At 43.7% G+C, this 13919-nt stretch carries 21 protein-coding genes and 1 other RNA gene; 7 read left to right on the plus strand and 15 right to left on the minus strand.

Annotated elements, in window-relative coordinates:
* The first annotated feature begins 59 nt into the window (after positions 1 to 59).
* A complete protein-coding gene (locus tag B4K11_RS04260; protein WP_292950195.1) occupies positions 60 to 839 on the plus strand; it encodes a hypothetical protein in 780 nt (259 codons plus the stop codon).
* Here B4K11_RS04260 and B4K11_RS04265 read toward each other — a convergent pair whose 3' ends face one another.
* The 14 genes from B4K11_RS04265 to B4K11_RS04330 form a co-directional block, all read right to left on the minus strand.
* A complete protein-coding gene (locus tag B4K11_RS04265; RefSeq protein WP_292950196.1) occupies positions 840 to 1262 on the minus strand; it encodes a Mor transcription activator family protein in 423 nt (140 codons plus the stop codon).
* On the minus strand, positions 1255 to 1740 hold the full coding sequence (locus B4K11_RS04270) for a gp16 family protein (RefSeq protein ID WP_292950197.1): 486 nt from the start codon (positions 1738 to 1740) through the stop codon (positions 1255 to 1257). Before B4K11_RS04270 ends, B4K11_RS04265 begins: the two co-directional genes overlap by 8 nt.
* Before the next feature lie 468 nt (positions 1741 to 2208).
* On the minus strand, positions 2209 to 2502 hold the full coding sequence (locus tag B4K11_RS04275; protein ID WP_292950198.1) for an HU family DNA-binding protein: 294 nt from the start codon (positions 2500 to 2502) through the stop codon (positions 2209 to 2211).
* A gap of 18 nt (positions 2503 to 2520) precedes the next feature.
* Positions 2521 to 2594: hammerhead ribozyme type II (locus tag B4K11_RS04280), an RNA gene on the minus strand.
* Between the two features lie 51 nt (positions 2595 to 2645).
* Positions 2646 to 3281 (minus strand): DUF3164 family protein, encoded by a 636-nt coding sequence (locus B4K11_RS04285; protein WP_292950199.1) that lies wholly within the window; start codon positions 3279 to 3281, stop codon positions 2646 to 2648.
* Positions 3278 to 3532 (minus strand): hypothetical protein, encoded by a 255-nt coding sequence (locus tag B4K11_RS04290; protein ID WP_292950200.1) that lies wholly within the window; start codon positions 3530 to 3532, stop codon positions 3278 to 3280. The genes B4K11_RS04285 and B4K11_RS04290 overlap by 4 nt, the downstream gene beginning before the upstream one ends.
* Complete coding sequence (csrA, locus tag B4K11_RS04295; RefSeq protein WP_292950201.1) at positions 3525 to 3713, minus strand: carbon storage regulator CsrA; 189 nt, start codon at positions 3711 to 3713, stop codon at positions 3525 to 3527. Before csrA ends, B4K11_RS04290 begins: the two co-directional genes overlap by 8 nt.
* Complete coding sequence (locus B4K11_RS04300; protein ID WP_292950202.1) at positions 3707 to 3994, minus strand: hypothetical protein; 288 nt, start codon at positions 3992 to 3994, stop codon at positions 3707 to 3709. The genes csrA and B4K11_RS04300 overlap by 7 nt, the downstream gene beginning before the upstream one ends.
* A complete protein-coding gene (locus B4K11_RS04305) occupies positions 3991 to 4341 on the minus strand; it encodes a hypothetical protein (protein WP_292950203.1) in 351 nt (116 codons plus the stop codon). Before B4K11_RS04305 ends, B4K11_RS04300 begins: the two co-directional genes overlap by 4 nt.
* Positions 4338 to 4964, minus strand: a complete 627-nt coding sequence (locus B4K11_RS04310) for a hypothetical protein (RefSeq protein ID WP_292950204.1) — start codon at positions 4962 to 4964, stop codon at positions 4338 to 4340. Before B4K11_RS04310 ends, B4K11_RS04305 begins: the two co-directional genes overlap by 4 nt.
* A gap of 10 nt (positions 4965 to 4974) precedes the next feature.
* Positions 4975 to 5712, minus strand: a complete 738-nt coding sequence (locus B4K11_RS04315; protein WP_292950205.1) for an AAA family ATPase — start codon at positions 5710 to 5712, stop codon at positions 4975 to 4977.
* A 40-nt stretch (positions 5713 to 5752) separates the two neighbouring features.
* Positions 5753 to 7825: a DNA-binding protein gene (locus B4K11_RS04320; protein WP_292950206.1), complete on the minus strand. Its 2073-nt coding sequence runs from the start codon at positions 7823 to 7825 to the stop codon at positions 5753 to 5755.
* A 12-nt stretch (positions 7826 to 7837) separates the two neighbouring features.
* Positions 7838 to 8302: a hypothetical protein gene (locus tag B4K11_RS04325; protein ID WP_292950207.1), complete on the minus strand. Its 465-nt coding sequence runs from the start codon at positions 8300 to 8302 to the stop codon at positions 7838 to 7840.
* Between the two features lie 113 nt (positions 8303 to 8415).
* On the minus strand, positions 8416 to 8703 hold the full coding sequence (locus B4K11_RS04330) for a helix-turn-helix domain-containing protein (RefSeq protein WP_292950208.1): 288 nt from the start codon (positions 8701 to 8703) through the stop codon (positions 8416 to 8418).
* 167 nt (positions 8704 to 8870) lie between these two features.
* Between B4K11_RS04330 and B4K11_RS04335 the strand changes: the two genes are divergently transcribed.
* From B4K11_RS04335 to B4K11_RS04360, 6 genes are all read left to right on the plus strand, one after another.
* Positions 8871 to 9578: a S24 family peptidase gene (locus tag B4K11_RS04335; RefSeq protein ID WP_292950209.1), complete on the plus strand. Its 708-nt coding sequence runs from the start codon at positions 8871 to 8873 to the stop codon at positions 9576 to 9578.
* 15 nt (positions 9579 to 9593) lie between these two features.
* On the plus strand, positions 9594 to 10025 hold the full coding sequence (locus B4K11_RS04340) for a hypothetical protein (RefSeq protein ID WP_292950210.1): 432 nt from the start codon (positions 9594 to 9596) through the stop codon (positions 10023 to 10025).
* Between the two features lie 407 nt (positions 10026 to 10432).
* On the plus strand, positions 10433 to 10843 hold the full coding sequence (locus B4K11_RS04345) for a hypothetical protein (protein ID WP_292950211.1): 411 nt from the start codon (positions 10433 to 10435) through the stop codon (positions 10841 to 10843).
* A 100-nt stretch (positions 10844 to 10943) separates the two neighbouring features.
* Positions 10944 to 11519 (plus strand): phosphoribosyltransferase, encoded by a 576-nt coding sequence (locus tag B4K11_RS04350; protein WP_292950212.1) that lies wholly within the window; start codon positions 10944 to 10946, stop codon positions 11517 to 11519.
* Between the two features lie 161 nt (positions 11520 to 11680).
* Entirely contained in the window at positions 11681 to 12262 is a 582-nt protein-coding gene (locus B4K11_RS04355; RefSeq protein ID WP_292950229.1) for a DNA-3-methyladenine glycosylase I, read from the plus strand.
* Between the two features lie 82 nt (positions 12263 to 12344).
* A complete protein-coding gene (locus tag B4K11_RS04360) occupies positions 12345 to 13349 on the plus strand; it encodes a class I SAM-dependent rRNA methyltransferase (protein WP_292950213.1) in 1005 nt (334 codons plus the stop codon).
* A 67-nt stretch (positions 13350 to 13416) separates the two neighbouring features.
* Here B4K11_RS04360 and B4K11_RS04365 read toward each other — a convergent pair whose 3' ends face one another.
* Positions 13417 to 13683, minus strand: a complete 267-nt coding sequence (locus tag B4K11_RS04365; RefSeq protein ID WP_414689218.1) for an MGMT family protein — start codon at positions 13681 to 13683, stop codon at positions 13417 to 13419.
* Between the last annotated feature and the right edge of the window lie 236 nt (positions 13684 to 13919).

Consider the following 13919-nt stretch of genomic DNA (forward strand, 5'->3'; position numbering starts at 1 on the left):
AATAAACTAATCACTGGTAATATAAGTTATAGCTTTGTGACTATATGGAGGAAATATAAGTGGCGATTGGAACGTGCAAGCTATGTTTTAAGGAAAAGGATTTGAAAAAGTCGCATGCCATAGCTAACTCTATTTTTAAAAGAATTTTACGGCCAGCTAATGGAAAAGCAATTTTGCTTTCTAACGGTGATGAGAAAATCGCTTATACGAGTGATAGCTGGGCTGAAGAACAGCTATGTGGTGAATGTGAAGGGCTTTTAAGTCGTAAATATGAAAAGTATTCATTGGAAGTATTACGTGGGAGAAGGGGAACCATAATAAACCACCCTACCAGTGATTATTATCAAAATGTGCAGGTAAAAGAGCTTATTTTATTTTTTTTATCAATTTATTGGAGAGGGGCACATTCAAGTCATAAATCTTACCACGCTCTCAATATATCTTTTTCTAATAATATGCTCCTTCGTGAGGCCATTTTAAATAACACTAATGTGCTTTTGAGTAAGTATGCTGTGAGGGTTTATAAATTAATAGATAGCACAGGTTCAGCAAACGACTTTGAGTCGAAAGTTTTTAAAAACTTTATAGCATCACCTTATGTTAAGAACCCCAGTGTTCTGCATAGTAGGGTCACGATTTGTTTTGCATTTGAGGGGTTTTACATTGAGATTATCGAAGGTGGGGTAAAATTTAAGGAGAGGTCTACTATTGGTGCTTTGAATGCTAATGAAGAGAGTATGAGAATAAAGCATATATGTCTTTTTGATATTCCACAATTAGTTGAAATTATGGGGAAATCTCTTGATAAGCAGCGGGCAGGGCACACACTGATTAAATAATTAAAATAGCTCTGGTTGAATTCTCTTTCTGCAGTATGCTCGTTGTTCTTCAATAATTAAATAAACTTGCTTCACACTTATGTCGTACTTAGTCGCAAGATCTGAGGGTTGAATACCTTTTTCCGCCCAATCTCTATGTAGGTCAATATTCCTAATAGCTCGTTGTAGCGCATCTTTTTTAGGAAGGTAGAAATAGCGGCCACCACAATACATTGATTGTTCATGCAAAAGAGTGAGGCTTATTTTCTGGGCCTCTTCTTCACCGTATCCCATGCGATTTAGTGCTGCTGAGAAAATATCGATAAGGGCTGTGAGATCCTTGGGCCATTTTTTACGGACTTCTGCCGGGATCTCGCTCATATGGCTGGCGAGATCGTCGGTGAAGGACGCTTCTCCAAGTAGGTCTTTTTGTTCTTCAGACATACTGACTCCTTTCGCGATATACGCGGCGCTGCCATTGTTTGAGACGTTCTAGCACTTTGCTGGCGAGTTGCTTGTCGTGCTCTAACCATTCCAGTTCATCGATGCCTACACCGCCGTTAAGTTTGCTGGATTGATGTTTTGCCCAGTGAGTGAGTGCTTGTTCTGAGCCGTCTTTAATAATCCCTTGCTGGTACATCTCTATCCAAATGGCGCGCATCACATCAATAACTTTACCGCTGGCTTTTGGACTGTACTGCTTTTTAGTCTGGCGGTTCGCTGGTGGTTTTCGCTTAAAACCGCATTTCTTTAAATGTGTGAGTACTTTATAAAGATCACCAATGTGCATACCGCCACAGCTACGTGTGCCTGTTATTTGTTGAAGCATGTCACGGTAGGTATCGTCATCTAAGCCCAGCTGTTTTTTGGCGATGTGGATCTGAGCCAGTGCTGATTTTCGGTTGTTTTTTTGTGGTTTCACTGTGTTATCTCGGTTAATTTACAATCAGAAATAGCCCGTGAGCCACTTTTGATTGTTGATAAATTAAGAATTTTTCTTATATCTCTTAGGTTTAAGCATCTGTACATTCTGTAACCAGAGGAAAAGAGAGCATTAATTCTTTTCATAGGCCAAGGATGGCCGCTCGGTATCCCGCCCTTCGGGGCGGGTTTTATTATGTGTGGGGTGTGCAGTCTTTCAGCTCGTTACCCGTATATGACCTATTGCTTTGAAACAGAGGCGAAGTGTATAGGGCATTTCAGGGCCTCCCGCCCATCGGGAGATAACCATATGAGGGTTCTCTAATGGCTAAAACTAAAGCTGGTAAAAAGAAGGTGCACGTGCCTGCTCACACCAAAATAGTTAAAGGCAAGAAGATTAAAGTGCGCGAGCACTATCGCTCTACCAATGACTAAGTGATGCTCTGCACACTCCACTCCTAATAGATATTTATTCGTTTACAGCGTCTTTTAGTACTTTCAGCGGTTTGAATTTAATTGTTTTAGCTGCGGCTATTTGAATCGTTTCCCCGGTTTGTGGGTTTCGACCTGTACGAGCTGCACGTGCACCTACTGAGAGCTTGCCTATTCCTGGCAGAGTCAGTTCACCTCCATTTCTAAGATTGTCCTGTACTGCTGTCTCTAGTGAGCGTAGTAGAGATTCAACATCGGCTTTGCTTACGGCGCGATCATCAATTAGCTGCATTTGGCTCTGAATGTGTTCGATCAGTTCTGCTTTTTTCACAGTAATTTCCTTACATTTAGTTGGCTGCTCATCAGTACCTAACTGCCACGTTGGGTAGACGCCTTTTTTAGTGGGGAAAAGGCGTTTCGCTTATGTTTGAAAAAGCCATTGAAAGGTGGAATGCCTCCGGCTACTTTGTTACCTCACACACTTGCTAGATCTAATGAAATAGGGCGGTATTGATCCGTTTTACCAATGCGCTCATACACCCGGATATAAACGGCGGTGCCGACATTCTGCAGGGCATCTTTTAATGCCTGCATCGCCAACTGCCACTCTTCGTCTTCAATATCTAGGCGCATTAGTTCAAGTACTTTGCCGGTTTTAATCTCTTGTTTGTTGTTAGTGCGGAATGCCTGGCTAACGATGGCGCTAACGTTTTTACTTGCTCCTTCTGTCCAGCGTTTTAGGCAGTTATCAATAAGTTCTTTGGCTGCTTCTATCTCTTCTGTGAAGGCGACAACTTCACGAAATGCGCGCTGTATTTTGTAGCGACCGTCGTATGAGGTAAGGCTGACGTTGCCTTTCTTACCGCCGAGTTTTACGCCGTATCGATCACCTGCAATTGCGACTAAGTCATCGATGTCTTGAAGCGCTGCGGCTTTGAATTCTGCAAGGGCTGTGTGCAGTGCGATTGCTTTTGGCGTGAGGTCATTAACTAATGCATCACGCAATAGGTCTTGTTCACGCACTTGATCTGCAGGCACTAAGTGACCTACAGCATTCCGCATGAAGCCTTCCGGGATATGGGGTTGAACGATTGGCTGTGTGCTGCTCATGCTACGCGCTCCTGTAGTGGAAAAGAGAGTAGGGCTTCTAAGTTGTTTTTGTGCTCTAGCGCTATGCTTTTCAGTACGGCTTGTGTGGTAGCGCCGTTGTCGAAACGATCCAAGTTGCTGTTTAGGTGGCTATCATTCACCTCCATGGCTGCATTTGGGCTTGGGGTAGTAACGGTTTTACCAATGCCCCAGAACATCACACTGCCAACTTTGCGTGTTGCAGGTAAGTCGATAATTAAGTAACTAGTCATTGTTATGCTCCTTTGCCTTTTCTTTCTTGATGCGCTGATAGATCTCTTCACGATGAACATTGATATCTTTAGGTGCATTCACACCAATGCGCACTTGATTACCCTTAACACCGAGAACTGTGACGGTTACGTCATCACCCACCATGAGTGTTTCGCCTGGGCGGCGGGTTAGGATTAGCATTGGAGTGCTCCTGTCAGCTTCTCTTCACGTTCATTCCAGCGCACTTCACAATCACCCACTTTTGCGACGCGAGTGGTCGTTCTGATGCCGTTTTCTGCAGGTGTCCAGACTGTGCGGGCACCGTGCAGTTGGTTGCATCCAGCCCCTGCAATAATGTGGATAACTGGGTTACGGTCTTTAACTTCAAAATCCAACACGGTTAGGTTTAGGGCGTGTAGGGTGTTTATTGTCATGTTCAGGTGTGCCAAACGGTCTTTAATAATCAGGTTTTGCTTATTCATGCTTCACCTCTGTTTGGGTTGTATTTGCACTGGCGGCAAGCTCGGTAAAGAGCTACCCGCTGAGGGTTGCTACTAATAAAAGGCTGCTGGCGATTTTTTTGGCATAGCTTGCTATCGATCTCGCCTAAAATCGGGCATTCGTGTGCCTGATTGAATGCCATTATTTTTTGTTCCATTGCCGTGGTGTTCGCTGGGTATTTATTGGCAAGCAACGTACTGACGGATGCACGATCCACCCCTAAGCGATCGGCAGCTGCTTTCTTGCTCCCTGATTGGTCAACAACAGAGGCAAGGACGCGGATAAACTCGGGGGGATTTTTCCCCCAAGCTGAAAGGTTAATATTCATGACAATTCCTCCGGGTCTTCACAGTGCATGACCTTGTTCAAATTTGGGTCGTAGACTGTTTTTACGCGCTGAATCTGTGGGGCACGGGGGCCTGTGTTCATTCCTGGCTTAAGTCGAATCACCTCTAGTCGGTGCGCATTTCCCTTGTGTAATACTTGTAGGTATCCGGCTTTCTTTAAGCTGCCTAGATAACGTTTCACATAGGCCATTGTGGTTTCATGCCCAGCGGCTTCTACGTAATTGGTTATAAGGCGAGCATCTAAGCTGTCTTGTATGCGTAAGGTGCGCCAGATCGCTTCGGAGATCATTCCTTGCTTAACTGGCTCGCCTTTACGTGTAAGGCGTGGTGCTTCAACACCGTTATCTTTGATGCGGCGATAGATTGTTTTGTCGTAACGTTTACGTTTTACAATTTCTACAAATCCGCCTGCGGTTAAGCAGTAAAGGTAAGTTTTTAAAGTTTCGTCATCGACATTGGCTGCACGGGCTACGGGGTACATTTCAAACTCTCCTTTGAGCTTGCGTAGTTCTTCCCAGATACGCTGTCGTGATGATCTGCCTCCTATCATTTCAAGTTGTGCTGGCTTGCGAGTAGGGGTGCTATTTTTGGTTGCTGCGTTCATTTGCTTCCCCTTATATCCGGCGCTTTGGCGCTTCGCCTGTGTATAGCTCTGTTTTGCCCCATGTTCTTAGGTCGACAGATTCCCAACCGTTGGTCATGGCTTGCTCTTGAACTAGCTCTAGGTTGACGGCGACTCGACGAACACTGCCGCCGGATATCTCTACTAAATGTTGTAGAAGGTCGTTTTCTATATGCACCTGGTTCGCATACAGAGGTATCAGCTTTGTAGCATCTTCTAAACTGACCGGTTGTGCTGGTACCCAAGCAAGGACGCGCCCATGGAACCGTTCCCATTTTTTTAACTTGTTGGGGAGTTGCTCTTCGCCGATTAATAGGATGGGCGCTTGGCTTGATTCGTAGAGGTCACGTATAAGTTCAGCAGCATTTTTCTCTACGATGTGGTCCATTTCATCCACAATTAGGGGGCGACCACTCATGGCCAGTTCTTGTGCGGCCTGGTCCAGCATTTCTGGAATGGTACCAATCGGCTTAATGCCCATTTCATGCAAGATTGCTTTAAGGGTATGGGCTTTACTCCAAACGCTTTTCGCTTGAACGTAGTAGGCTCTTCGGCGGTTGGCTACGTGTGTAGCCGCGACTGATTTACCGTAACCTGATGGGCCAAATAGGCACACCATGCCGGGTAAACTAGCAGAGCGTTCTATTGCTCGTTCTAGGGCTACATCGCATAAACCAAGGTTGGTAATTTCTGCAATTCCGCCATTGATATGATTGTTATTAGTCGTCATACTTTTGTTGCTCCATTTTGCAAGATTGGTAGCACTGGGATCAGAGGGTTCGAGCCTCTGGTCCTATCTTTGATTCTTCATCTGCGCGCCGTGCCCAAGCGCTAAATTCTTTACTTTTTCCGTAGGTCTTAAACCAAAAGCTGTGTTGTTCTGGTATGGCTTTACCGTGTGAATACTCTTGGTAAAGGTTGATGCGTTCCGCTGATGTCATATCCTGTAGGGAGCGTTCAGCTGACTCTGTGATCAAGACTGGTTCTTCTATTTCTGCGGTTCTGTTAGTGATTAGGTCAGGGGTGATAGAGCCGATGCCAGGAATATAGGTAGGTGTATCTTGCTCTAATGCTGGACGGCCGTTTAGTTCTGCTTCGACCTCTTCAAGCTTCACTTCTAGGCGGCGTTTTCTGCCTTTCGCTCGACCTTCACGTGCATGTTCAACAACGCTTTGTGGCATGTAGTTTTGACTGTTTCCGTTTAGCTCTGCTTTGCAGATGAGCGTGCCGCTCTCTGGTTCGTGCACCCATACAAACTGCGGATCGTTGATGTCGTAAGCAATGTGAACTTGTTCGCCGTGCCACTCTGTTAGTTCATGACTAAAGTAAATGTTGCTCATAAACTTAATCTCGCCACGGTTGGCTGTACGCTTAGTGCGTGGTCTAAATACTTGGGCTGCATCGTCACCAGTTAGCGTAAGAGGGGACCAACCTTTATCTTTAAATTGGTTCCATACTTCATCAGGTGATTGGTGACGGCGTTTGCCTTGCTCGTCTGTGAATTTTGGTAGGCTGCTATGGGGGCGACTGTTGTACCAATCGATACGCTCATTCACCATTTGCATAAAAGCATCCCAAGCCATCAAGTGCATGACACCGCCTTGTTTTACTGCTTTGCGACTCAGTTTAAATTGTTCGTGTCGGGCTTCTTGGTCCATGTCTTTACCGATAAAACCCTGAACACCTTTCGCCATGTCGACCCAAAGGGTTTGATGTACACGTTCAATGACACCGCGAGCTTGTGAGCTATAGGGTAGTGAGTGAGTCATCGTGCTACCTAAGCGAGCGAGAACGCCCGTTGCTTTATCTTTAAGTAGGGCGTTGGCATATCCGCCGCCGTTATCTACATAAAGTAGGGCGGGTATAGCTTGTGTGCATGAACTAATCAGGGCATCTAATACAGCAATGCTGCTCTCAGCTAGATCAACAGATACGCCTACTACTCGACGGGTGGCGATGTCTATAAATGTTGTGATCTCAGGGCGGAAAGGTCGACCATGAAACGGGTGTTGAACTTCGCCGTCATGACAGTGGCCATCTGCACTATAGATATCTGCTGGCAGCAGCTTGCTAAAGTCACGTCGCATAAAGGGCAGTAAATTTTTAAGTTCACGTGCACCCATGCGGCCACGCTCTTTGGATACGTTGCCCATTTTTTTAATGAACCGACGAACTGCGTAAATGCTTGGTGGTGTACCTTCATAAAATGCTGTGAACTGGCGATATGCGTGTTCAACACTTGGCTTTTCTGGACGCTGCCAACAAAGTAAAAACTCATTAGCCCACTCAGGGATTTTGATTTCTCGCTTGGCTTTAGGCGCTAAGTCTTTTGCAGGGGCTGCAAACCAACGTTTAATGCTACGGTCGCTAGGGTAATTACTAGCTGAATTACCGCGTGGGTCTTTAGCTAGCTGTAAGGCTTTATCTAAAACCGGATTAATTTCTGCTAACTGTCCAGTGATCGCTTGTGCCAATAAAGCCGCTATTGCTGACTCTTTACTAATGCCTTGTTCATGCATTGCGTTAATGGCAGTGATAACCGTTGCGCGTGCATCTGCAGTAGTGCGCTGACGTTCATTAAGGCCTGCTTGTTGTGTAGAAACCGTTCTTGCTACTGCCGATTTTGATTCATGTAAGCGCGGCATAAGCTCTTCGATCTGGTTGGCCTGGAGTGCCTTGCGAGCTTCGGCAGGTAGGTTGCTGATGTGATATTCAAAGCCTTTACCAAAAGCCTTTTTCTGGCTTTCCCAATTGGATATTTCAGCTTTGCTTCTGACACGCCTTTCTGTCGATGGCATGCCAGGGAGCCCTGCTATTTCCTTAGCTGTGTACCAGTGTTTCATAACTTAAATCCTTTACAGAAGTTCCGGCTGTTGAAACTTTTCTACATTTCCACGCTGGTGCGCTAAGTCTTCAATCAACGTTGCTAGGGCTTCTGAGGTTTCTTTCTGCTCGCTGCGGCCTTCATTGAAGTCGATAAGCATCGACATAACCTTGTTGGCATAGCTCCCAAGATCTGAAAGCTCTTTGTGTTGAGCTTTCCGACCTGTTGGCATATCAACAATCAGTTTGTTTGCACTGTAGGCGAGGTATTGAGTAACAAAATCAGCTCCACATGCGGTTTCAAATGCCCGGATCTTTATGGCGGGCATTCTTCCTGATTCCATCCATTTGTAGAGATTCCAATGGGTGGCTTCTCCCATCATTTCCGCGACGGTTTCGACACTTCGGTGGTGAACTTCTTTTGCATGCGAAATACAAAGCTCCATACCGTGCCGAAGGCTCCTTGCGCGTTTACGTTTCCAATTTGTACGTGCCATTGGATGACCTCTACTGTTGCGTTATCCAAATAAATAATTTTTGTGTCTCTGTGCATCGTGATTCATTGCCGTTAGGCTTAATCCAAATATTAAAAAAGGAAAAAATCATGATGTTATGCAACACGTACATGCGGTCTTACTGCAGGTGATGTATATTTAACTGTTAGGGATTGATAGCGAGAGGGCCATATCTCTTCGGGCTTGAGCTCTAGGAAATCGGCAATGATTTTTTGAGCAGTGGGAGCGTTCTTTCGATAGAACACTACATACAAAGCACGACGGTTGTCATAGCCATTAGCTTCGGCCAGTTTTGATAGATTGCTACCACGGTTTTTTACCGCGAATAGAACCTCATTCTGGCTCCAGTCCTCAGTTTTTGAGTGGGTCTTTGATTTGCTCATTTTTTTGCTCTGCTCTGTATTACTTTTAACTGTTAGTTGTTGGGCTAACTTGTAATACAGGTTAGATCATATTTGTACGCATATCAATATAAATATACGCGTCCGTTTCTATTTATTTATATTTGTACGCACTAAAAATATAAAACCTTTACGATTCAATGAGTTATATGTCTGAAGATATTGATAGCAAGAAAGAGACAGAGCGTCCGATTCCAAGTGAAGGAATAAGACGCTTCTCTGAACGACTAGAAATACTAGTTCAAGAACATGGTAGCGTACGTTCGTACGCATCCAGTGCTTCATTGTCAGAAGGTGTGGTTCGTAAATATTTAAAAGGAGATACATATCCAACGTTGGATCGTGTGGATATGTTGGCTGCTGCGGGTAATGTAAACGCCGCTTGGTTGGTCACAGGGGAAGGCAGCAAGCACCCTGGAGAGGAAAATCAGGAAGGGCTTGAAGAGTTTGCCCTTATCCCTGGATATAACATAGAAGTAGCAGCCGGGATCGGCTCTTTTCCTGATGGTGAAGAATCCACACGAAAACTGGCATTTCGCCACAAGTGGCTTAGATTTAGGGGCTTAAAGCCTGAAAGCTTGGTGTTGGTGTTTGCTAAAGGCGACAGCATGGAGCCAACTATTAACGATAACAATACGTTAATGATCGATACCAGTAACCGAGAGCTTAACGACGGCCATATATATGTAATACGAACTGACGGGCACTTAATCGTTAAGCGTATTCAAAAATTGTGGAATAAAGGCATACTGCTACTTAGCGACAACAAAGAGTACAGAGAGCAACAAATAGAACCAAATGAAGCTGATGACCTGGAAGTGATAGGGAAGGTCGTTTGGATAGGGAAAGATGTTTGATTCAAGGAAGATACAATGACACCAAGGCTTTCTGTACCTACTGATAATATTTTTAAATTCTTTGCGTTGTTTGGAACAGTAATGCTGATCAGTAGTTTCCTAGCAATGGTTTTTATTAATGATAATACTAATATGCGCTTAATGGAGTGGGCGGATGAGTTAGCCTCTTTTGAGGCGGATCAGGTTGTTACAAGTTATGAAACTAAGCGTGCAGAGATGTTGGAACGTTTGATTGAAATCGAAGCAGAAAATAAGCAAACGTTTATAATTGTGTTAAATGTATTAATGATTTTAGGGGCATCTTTAGCAGCAGTGGGTTTTCTTAAGTGGTTTAAGGATATACAGCCTATGGAGGATGAGTATAAAGAGCTGCTGATAGCCCAAATGAAAAAAGATCTGAATAAACCGTCTGTTGTAAAAAGATCAAAGAGGCTTGAGAAGAAGTAGCGTGTTTTTTGTCTGCTATGACATTAAATGCGCTAACTATTTAAGTTGGCGGTTAGAAACGCGCTAAATTGAAAAACGTCTAACGCCGTACCATTTATCGTTTTATTGCTTTCCATCCCCCGTAATATGGGAATCCCACTAAAAACCATTTAATCCCATATTATCCCGTCTATATATGCCAATAAGATCACTAGATCACATTTGGAAGAAAATTCTGATTAGATTGTTAATTACTTAACCTCCTGTCTTTGCTTGTGATAATAAATTATAGTAACTTGTATCATCTTGTTTTTATGGAGGAATTTCGGGTTTTCTTAAAGTGGATTTAAGATCAGGTCCGGGATGAAGCTATGCTGTAAAACGTCAAGTGTAGTGATATACGATTTATAAATTTCAAGGACGTAGATATGGAATGGATTCTATTGGTGTGTGTTAGTGTTTGTTGTGGGTTGTATTTTAAAAAGCGCTTTAGCGGGGAAACTAAAGCTCGAAGAGGAACTAAAAACCCGTATCATGCGGTATCTATAAAAAAAGGTCTTTTCCCCTGTAAGGCGGTTATTTTTTATTCTGGCCGGCGTTTTTTCTCTCATGAAGCACCGGTTTTACCGCTTCCATCCTGTAGTGATTGCGCCAATTGTGAATGTAGATATCGTCATCATAATGACCGACGAAATTCTGATAATGAGCGCCGAATAGAGAATATAATTAGCTCTTCAAATCGAAGTTTAAAATCTAATGCTCGTAAGTCTTTCAACGATCGACGTAAACAGGGGCGCGGTCGACGTTGGGATGACCGAGAAACGGGTTATGCAGGGTAAGTTTTAGCTGTTTCTTTTTAACTGTTTCAAAATGTAATCGTTCTTTATTGTGCTAGGCTATGTTTTCTTTATAGAAGCATTTAATTCACGGCGAGATTTAATGGAAAAAGTCTATATTAGCGCGCAACAGCTGTTAGAAGATTCTACTCAGATGGCGTTGCAAATATACGAAAGCGGCTTCCGCCCAAACTATATCGTAGGAGTTTGGCGCGGTGGTGCTCCTGTAGGAATATCTGTCCAAGAGGTCATGGCTTGTTTGGGTGTAGAGGCTGATCATATTGCCATTAGGACCTCATCCTATACGGGTATTGCAGAGCGTGGACGAAAGATCAAAGTACATGGGCTAACGTATCTTATTAAACGATTAGAGTCAGAGAATTCTCTGTTAATTGTTGATGATGTGCATGACTCGGGTTTGAGCATCGCACAAACAATTAAAGAGATTCGTTTAGCTTGTAAGAAGAATACTCCACAGATCCGTATTGCTACTCCTTACTATAAACCCGAGAATAATCAGACGGGTAGGGTGCCTGATTACTATGTTCATGAAGCGAGCGAGTGGCTTGTTTTTCCTCATGAGCTTGAGGGGCTGACGCAAGCGGAAATATTAGAAAACAAACCTGAATATGCAGCCGTGGTTGAAAAAATGGTTCAATTAGGGCGCTTCAAATCATAATCTTTAGCCGTTCAGGTATGGGTATTGTGGGGGATCTTGGAGAAGGGTTCATAACGATGACACATAACCAATTTCTATAACCTACTCCTTATGGTTTTCCGGTAATACTGTCTGTTCAAATTCTCCGCTATAACTGTCTCTGACACTAAGGTAAATAAATGATGAAGATCTCTGAGCACGACGGCAAAAAGCGCTGTTTCGGTAATAAGCCTGGTCAAGAGTTTTATGCTCAGTATCATGATGAGGAATGGGCCGTGCCGAGTCGTGATGATCGTCATTTATTTGAGATGTTAATTCTTGAAGGGGCACAGGCGGGGTTGAGTTGGGAAACGGTACTGCGTAAAAGGGTTGGTTACCAAGCTGCTTTTTATCAATTTGATGTTGAGAAAGTGGCTAAAATGTCTGACGAAGAGCTAGAAGCACTGCGCAGTAATGAAGCGATTATTCGAAATAAGTTGAAGATCTATTCTGCCAGAAAGAATGCCCGTGCTTTTATCGAGATTCAAAAAGAATTTGGCAGCTTCTCTCAATACTTGTGGGCTTACGTAGATCATAAACCTCAGGTTAATCATTGGACTCAGTTTAAGGCCGTACCGGTGACTACCGAGATCAGTGATGCTTTATCTAAGGACCTTAAAAAGCGCGGTATGTCGTTTGTTGGCTCAACAATTATCTACGCATATATGCAGGCAGTCGGTATGGTAAATGACCACCTCACCGATTGCTGGTGTTATAAGAGCTAATAGATTTACATCTATATTGTTCGCCTCTTATCTTTTTGCTGTAGAATCCGCAGCTTATATAACCTATCCATAAGATTTGTCTATGTCAGAACTGTCGGCGTTACTTCTACAGGCTTTAGAAAACCGTTCCGAACTATTACAGCGTTTGCAGGCGGAAAATACCAATTGTTATCGCTTGTTCCATGGTACCAATGAAGGTATGCAGGGTTTGACTGTAGATAGGTACGGTGCACAGTTGTTGATTCAGTCTTTTCATGACGGATTGGAAGATTCTGCTGTTTCTGAAATTGAAGCTCATTACTCCGATCTTTTCGAGATAGAAGAGGTCATCTATAACGACCGAAGCGCGAATAACTCTCGGCGCCAAGATGAACGTGATAAGCGCGGGCAGCCTTTAGTGGCTCAAGAGCTAGGTGTGAACTATCGGGTTAAAGGTAAACACTCCGGGCAAGATCCGTTTTTGTTTTTAGATATGCGCGTAGGTCGTCGTTATGTGATGGAACAGGCTAAAGGTAAGTCTGTGTTGAATCTTTTCTCTTATACGTGCGGTGTCGGTATTTGTGCAGCTGTGGCTGTGGCGAGTGAAGTAGTCAATGTCGATTTTGCTGAACGTAATCTAGCGGTAGGTAAAGAAAATGCTGAGTTGAATGGGTTGAGTGACAATCATGTTCAATTTGTTCAGAGTGACTTCTTTACGGCAGCAAAACAGTACGCAGGTATCCCCATTAAGCAGCGAATTAGGCGAGGGCAGAAACCTCGTCAGTTTCCACGTCTGGATGAAAAGCAATTTGACCTTGTTTATTTAGATCCCCCCCGTTGGGCGAAAAGCCATTTTGGTACAGTGGATCTGATCCGTGATTACCCAAGTGTTTTGAAGCCTGCATTACTCACGGTAAATGAAGGCGGGACTTTGGTGTGCACAAATAATGTGGCCAAAGTTTCTATGGAGGATTGGCTAGATGTTGTTAAGCGTTGCGCTAATAAAGCGGGCCGACCTATCCGAGATTTTGAAATTCTTACCCCCGAGTCTGATTTCCCGTCCCCAGACGGACAACCGCCCCTTAAGATAGCAGTGCTACACCTTTAAATGGGATAAAAGTGATAAAGCCGTCTTATTCACAAGGATATCTTTTACTGGCAAAGACGTTAAAACGTTAAGGTATCCATTGATGGCTTTTGAGGTTTACCTTACCGTTTAATAACGTAATATCTTCTTCGGCCAGTAGATCCTTTTGTCGAAGATAGGCTTCACTATCGACCGGGAAGGAGATCTTTCCCTTAGCGTTGATTACACGAAACCAAGGCAGCTCTGTATCTTTAGGGAGTTTGCTTAAGGTTCTGCCTACCGCTCTTGCCATCTGTGGTAAGCCTGCAAGCTCAGCAACTTGGCCATAAGTGGCTACTTTTCCCTTCGGTATCATAGAAACCACGTGCCAAATTTTTTCTTGGTAGCTAGGTTTATGCTCGTTGTTGTTTGGTATTTTTATCATATGAAGTGAGAGGAACTACAGATACTTTTGAAATTATGCATTTTAAAACGCAGGATTAAGGTCTGACTTTTTCAAGTTTTAAAGGTGATGAATTCCTAAAAGCTTTTTATTTCAATTAAAAAGTGTTTTTTATCAGTTTATAGTAGAACAGCGGCTGAGACATGTGA

It is taken from the genome of Neptuniibacter sp. UBA6509, assembly GCA_002435145.1.
Taxonomy (GTDB): Bacteria; Pseudomonadota; Gammaproteobacteria; order Pseudomonadales; family Balneatricaceae; genus Neptuniibacter.

Bases quoted from the DNA above. Each gene is read 5' to 3' on its own strand.
- B4K11_RS04305 (WP_292950203.1), bottom strand. From the start codon at position 4,341: ATGAATATTAACCTTTCAGCTTGGGGGAAAAATCCCCCCGAGTTTATC.
- B4K11_RS04265 (WP_292950196.1), bottom strand. From the start codon at position 1,262: ATGTCTGAAGAACAAAAAGACCTACTTGGAGAAGCGTCCTTCACCGAC.
- B4K11_RS04345 (WP_292950211.1), top strand. From the start codon at position 10,433: ATGGAATGGATTCTATTGGTGTGTGTTAGTGTTTGTTGTGGGTTGTAT.
- csrA (WP_292950201.1), bottom strand. From the start codon at position 3,713: ATGCTAATCCTAACCCGCCGCCCAGGCGAAACACTCATGGTGGGTGAT.
- B4K11_RS04315 (WP_292950205.1), bottom strand. From the start codon at position 5,712: ATGACGACTAATAACAATCATATCAATGGCGGAATTGCAGAAATTACC.
- B4K11_RS04350 (WP_292950212.1), top strand. From the start codon at position 10,944: ATGGAAAAAGTCTATATTAGCGCGCAACAGCTGTTAGAAGATTCTACT.
- B4K11_RS04290 (WP_292950200.1), bottom strand. From the start codon at position 3,532: ATGACTAGTTACTTAATTATCGACTTACCTGCAACACGCAAAGTTGGC.
- B4K11_RS04300 (WP_292950202.1), bottom strand. From the start codon at position 3,994: ATGAATAAGCAAAACCTGATTATTAAAGACCGTTTGGCACACCTGAAC.
- B4K11_RS04285 (WP_292950199.1), bottom strand. From the start codon at position 3,281: ATGAGCAGCACACAGCCAATCGTTCAACCCCATATCCCGGAAGGCTTC.
- B4K11_RS04340 (WP_292950210.1), top strand. From the start codon at position 9,594: ATGACACCAAGGCTTTCTGTACCTACTGATAATATTTTTAAATTCTTT.
- B4K11_RS04330 (WP_292950208.1), bottom strand. From the start codon at position 8,703: ATGAGCAAATCAAAGACCCACTCAAAAACTGAGGACTGGAGCCAGAAT.
- B4K11_RS04310 (WP_292950204.1), bottom strand. From the start codon at position 4,964: ATGAACGCAGCAACCAAAAATAGCACCCCTACTCGCAAGCCAGCACAA.
- B4K11_RS04355 (WP_292950229.1), top strand. From the start codon at position 11,681: ATGAAGATCTCTGAGCACGACGGCAAAAAGCGCTGTTTCGGTAATAAG.
- B4K11_RS04365 (WP_414689218.1), bottom strand. From the start codon at position 13,683: ATGATACCGAAGGGAAAAGTAGCCACTTATGGCCAAGTTGCTGAGCTT.
- B4K11_RS04320 (WP_292950206.1), bottom strand. From the start codon at position 7,825: ATGAAACACTGGTACACAGCTAAGGAAATAGCAGGGCTCCCTGGCATG.
- B4K11_RS04360 (WP_292950213.1), top strand. From the start codon at position 12,345: ATGTCAGAACTGTCGGCGTTACTTCTACAGGCTTTAGAAAACCGTTCC.
- B4K11_RS04335 (WP_292950209.1), top strand. From the start codon at position 8,871: ATGTCTGAAGATATTGATAGCAAGAAAGAGACAGAGCGTCCGATTCCA.
- B4K11_RS04325 (WP_292950207.1), bottom strand. From the start codon at position 8,302: ATGGCACGTACAAATTGGAAACGTAAACGCGCAAGGAGCCTTCGGCAC.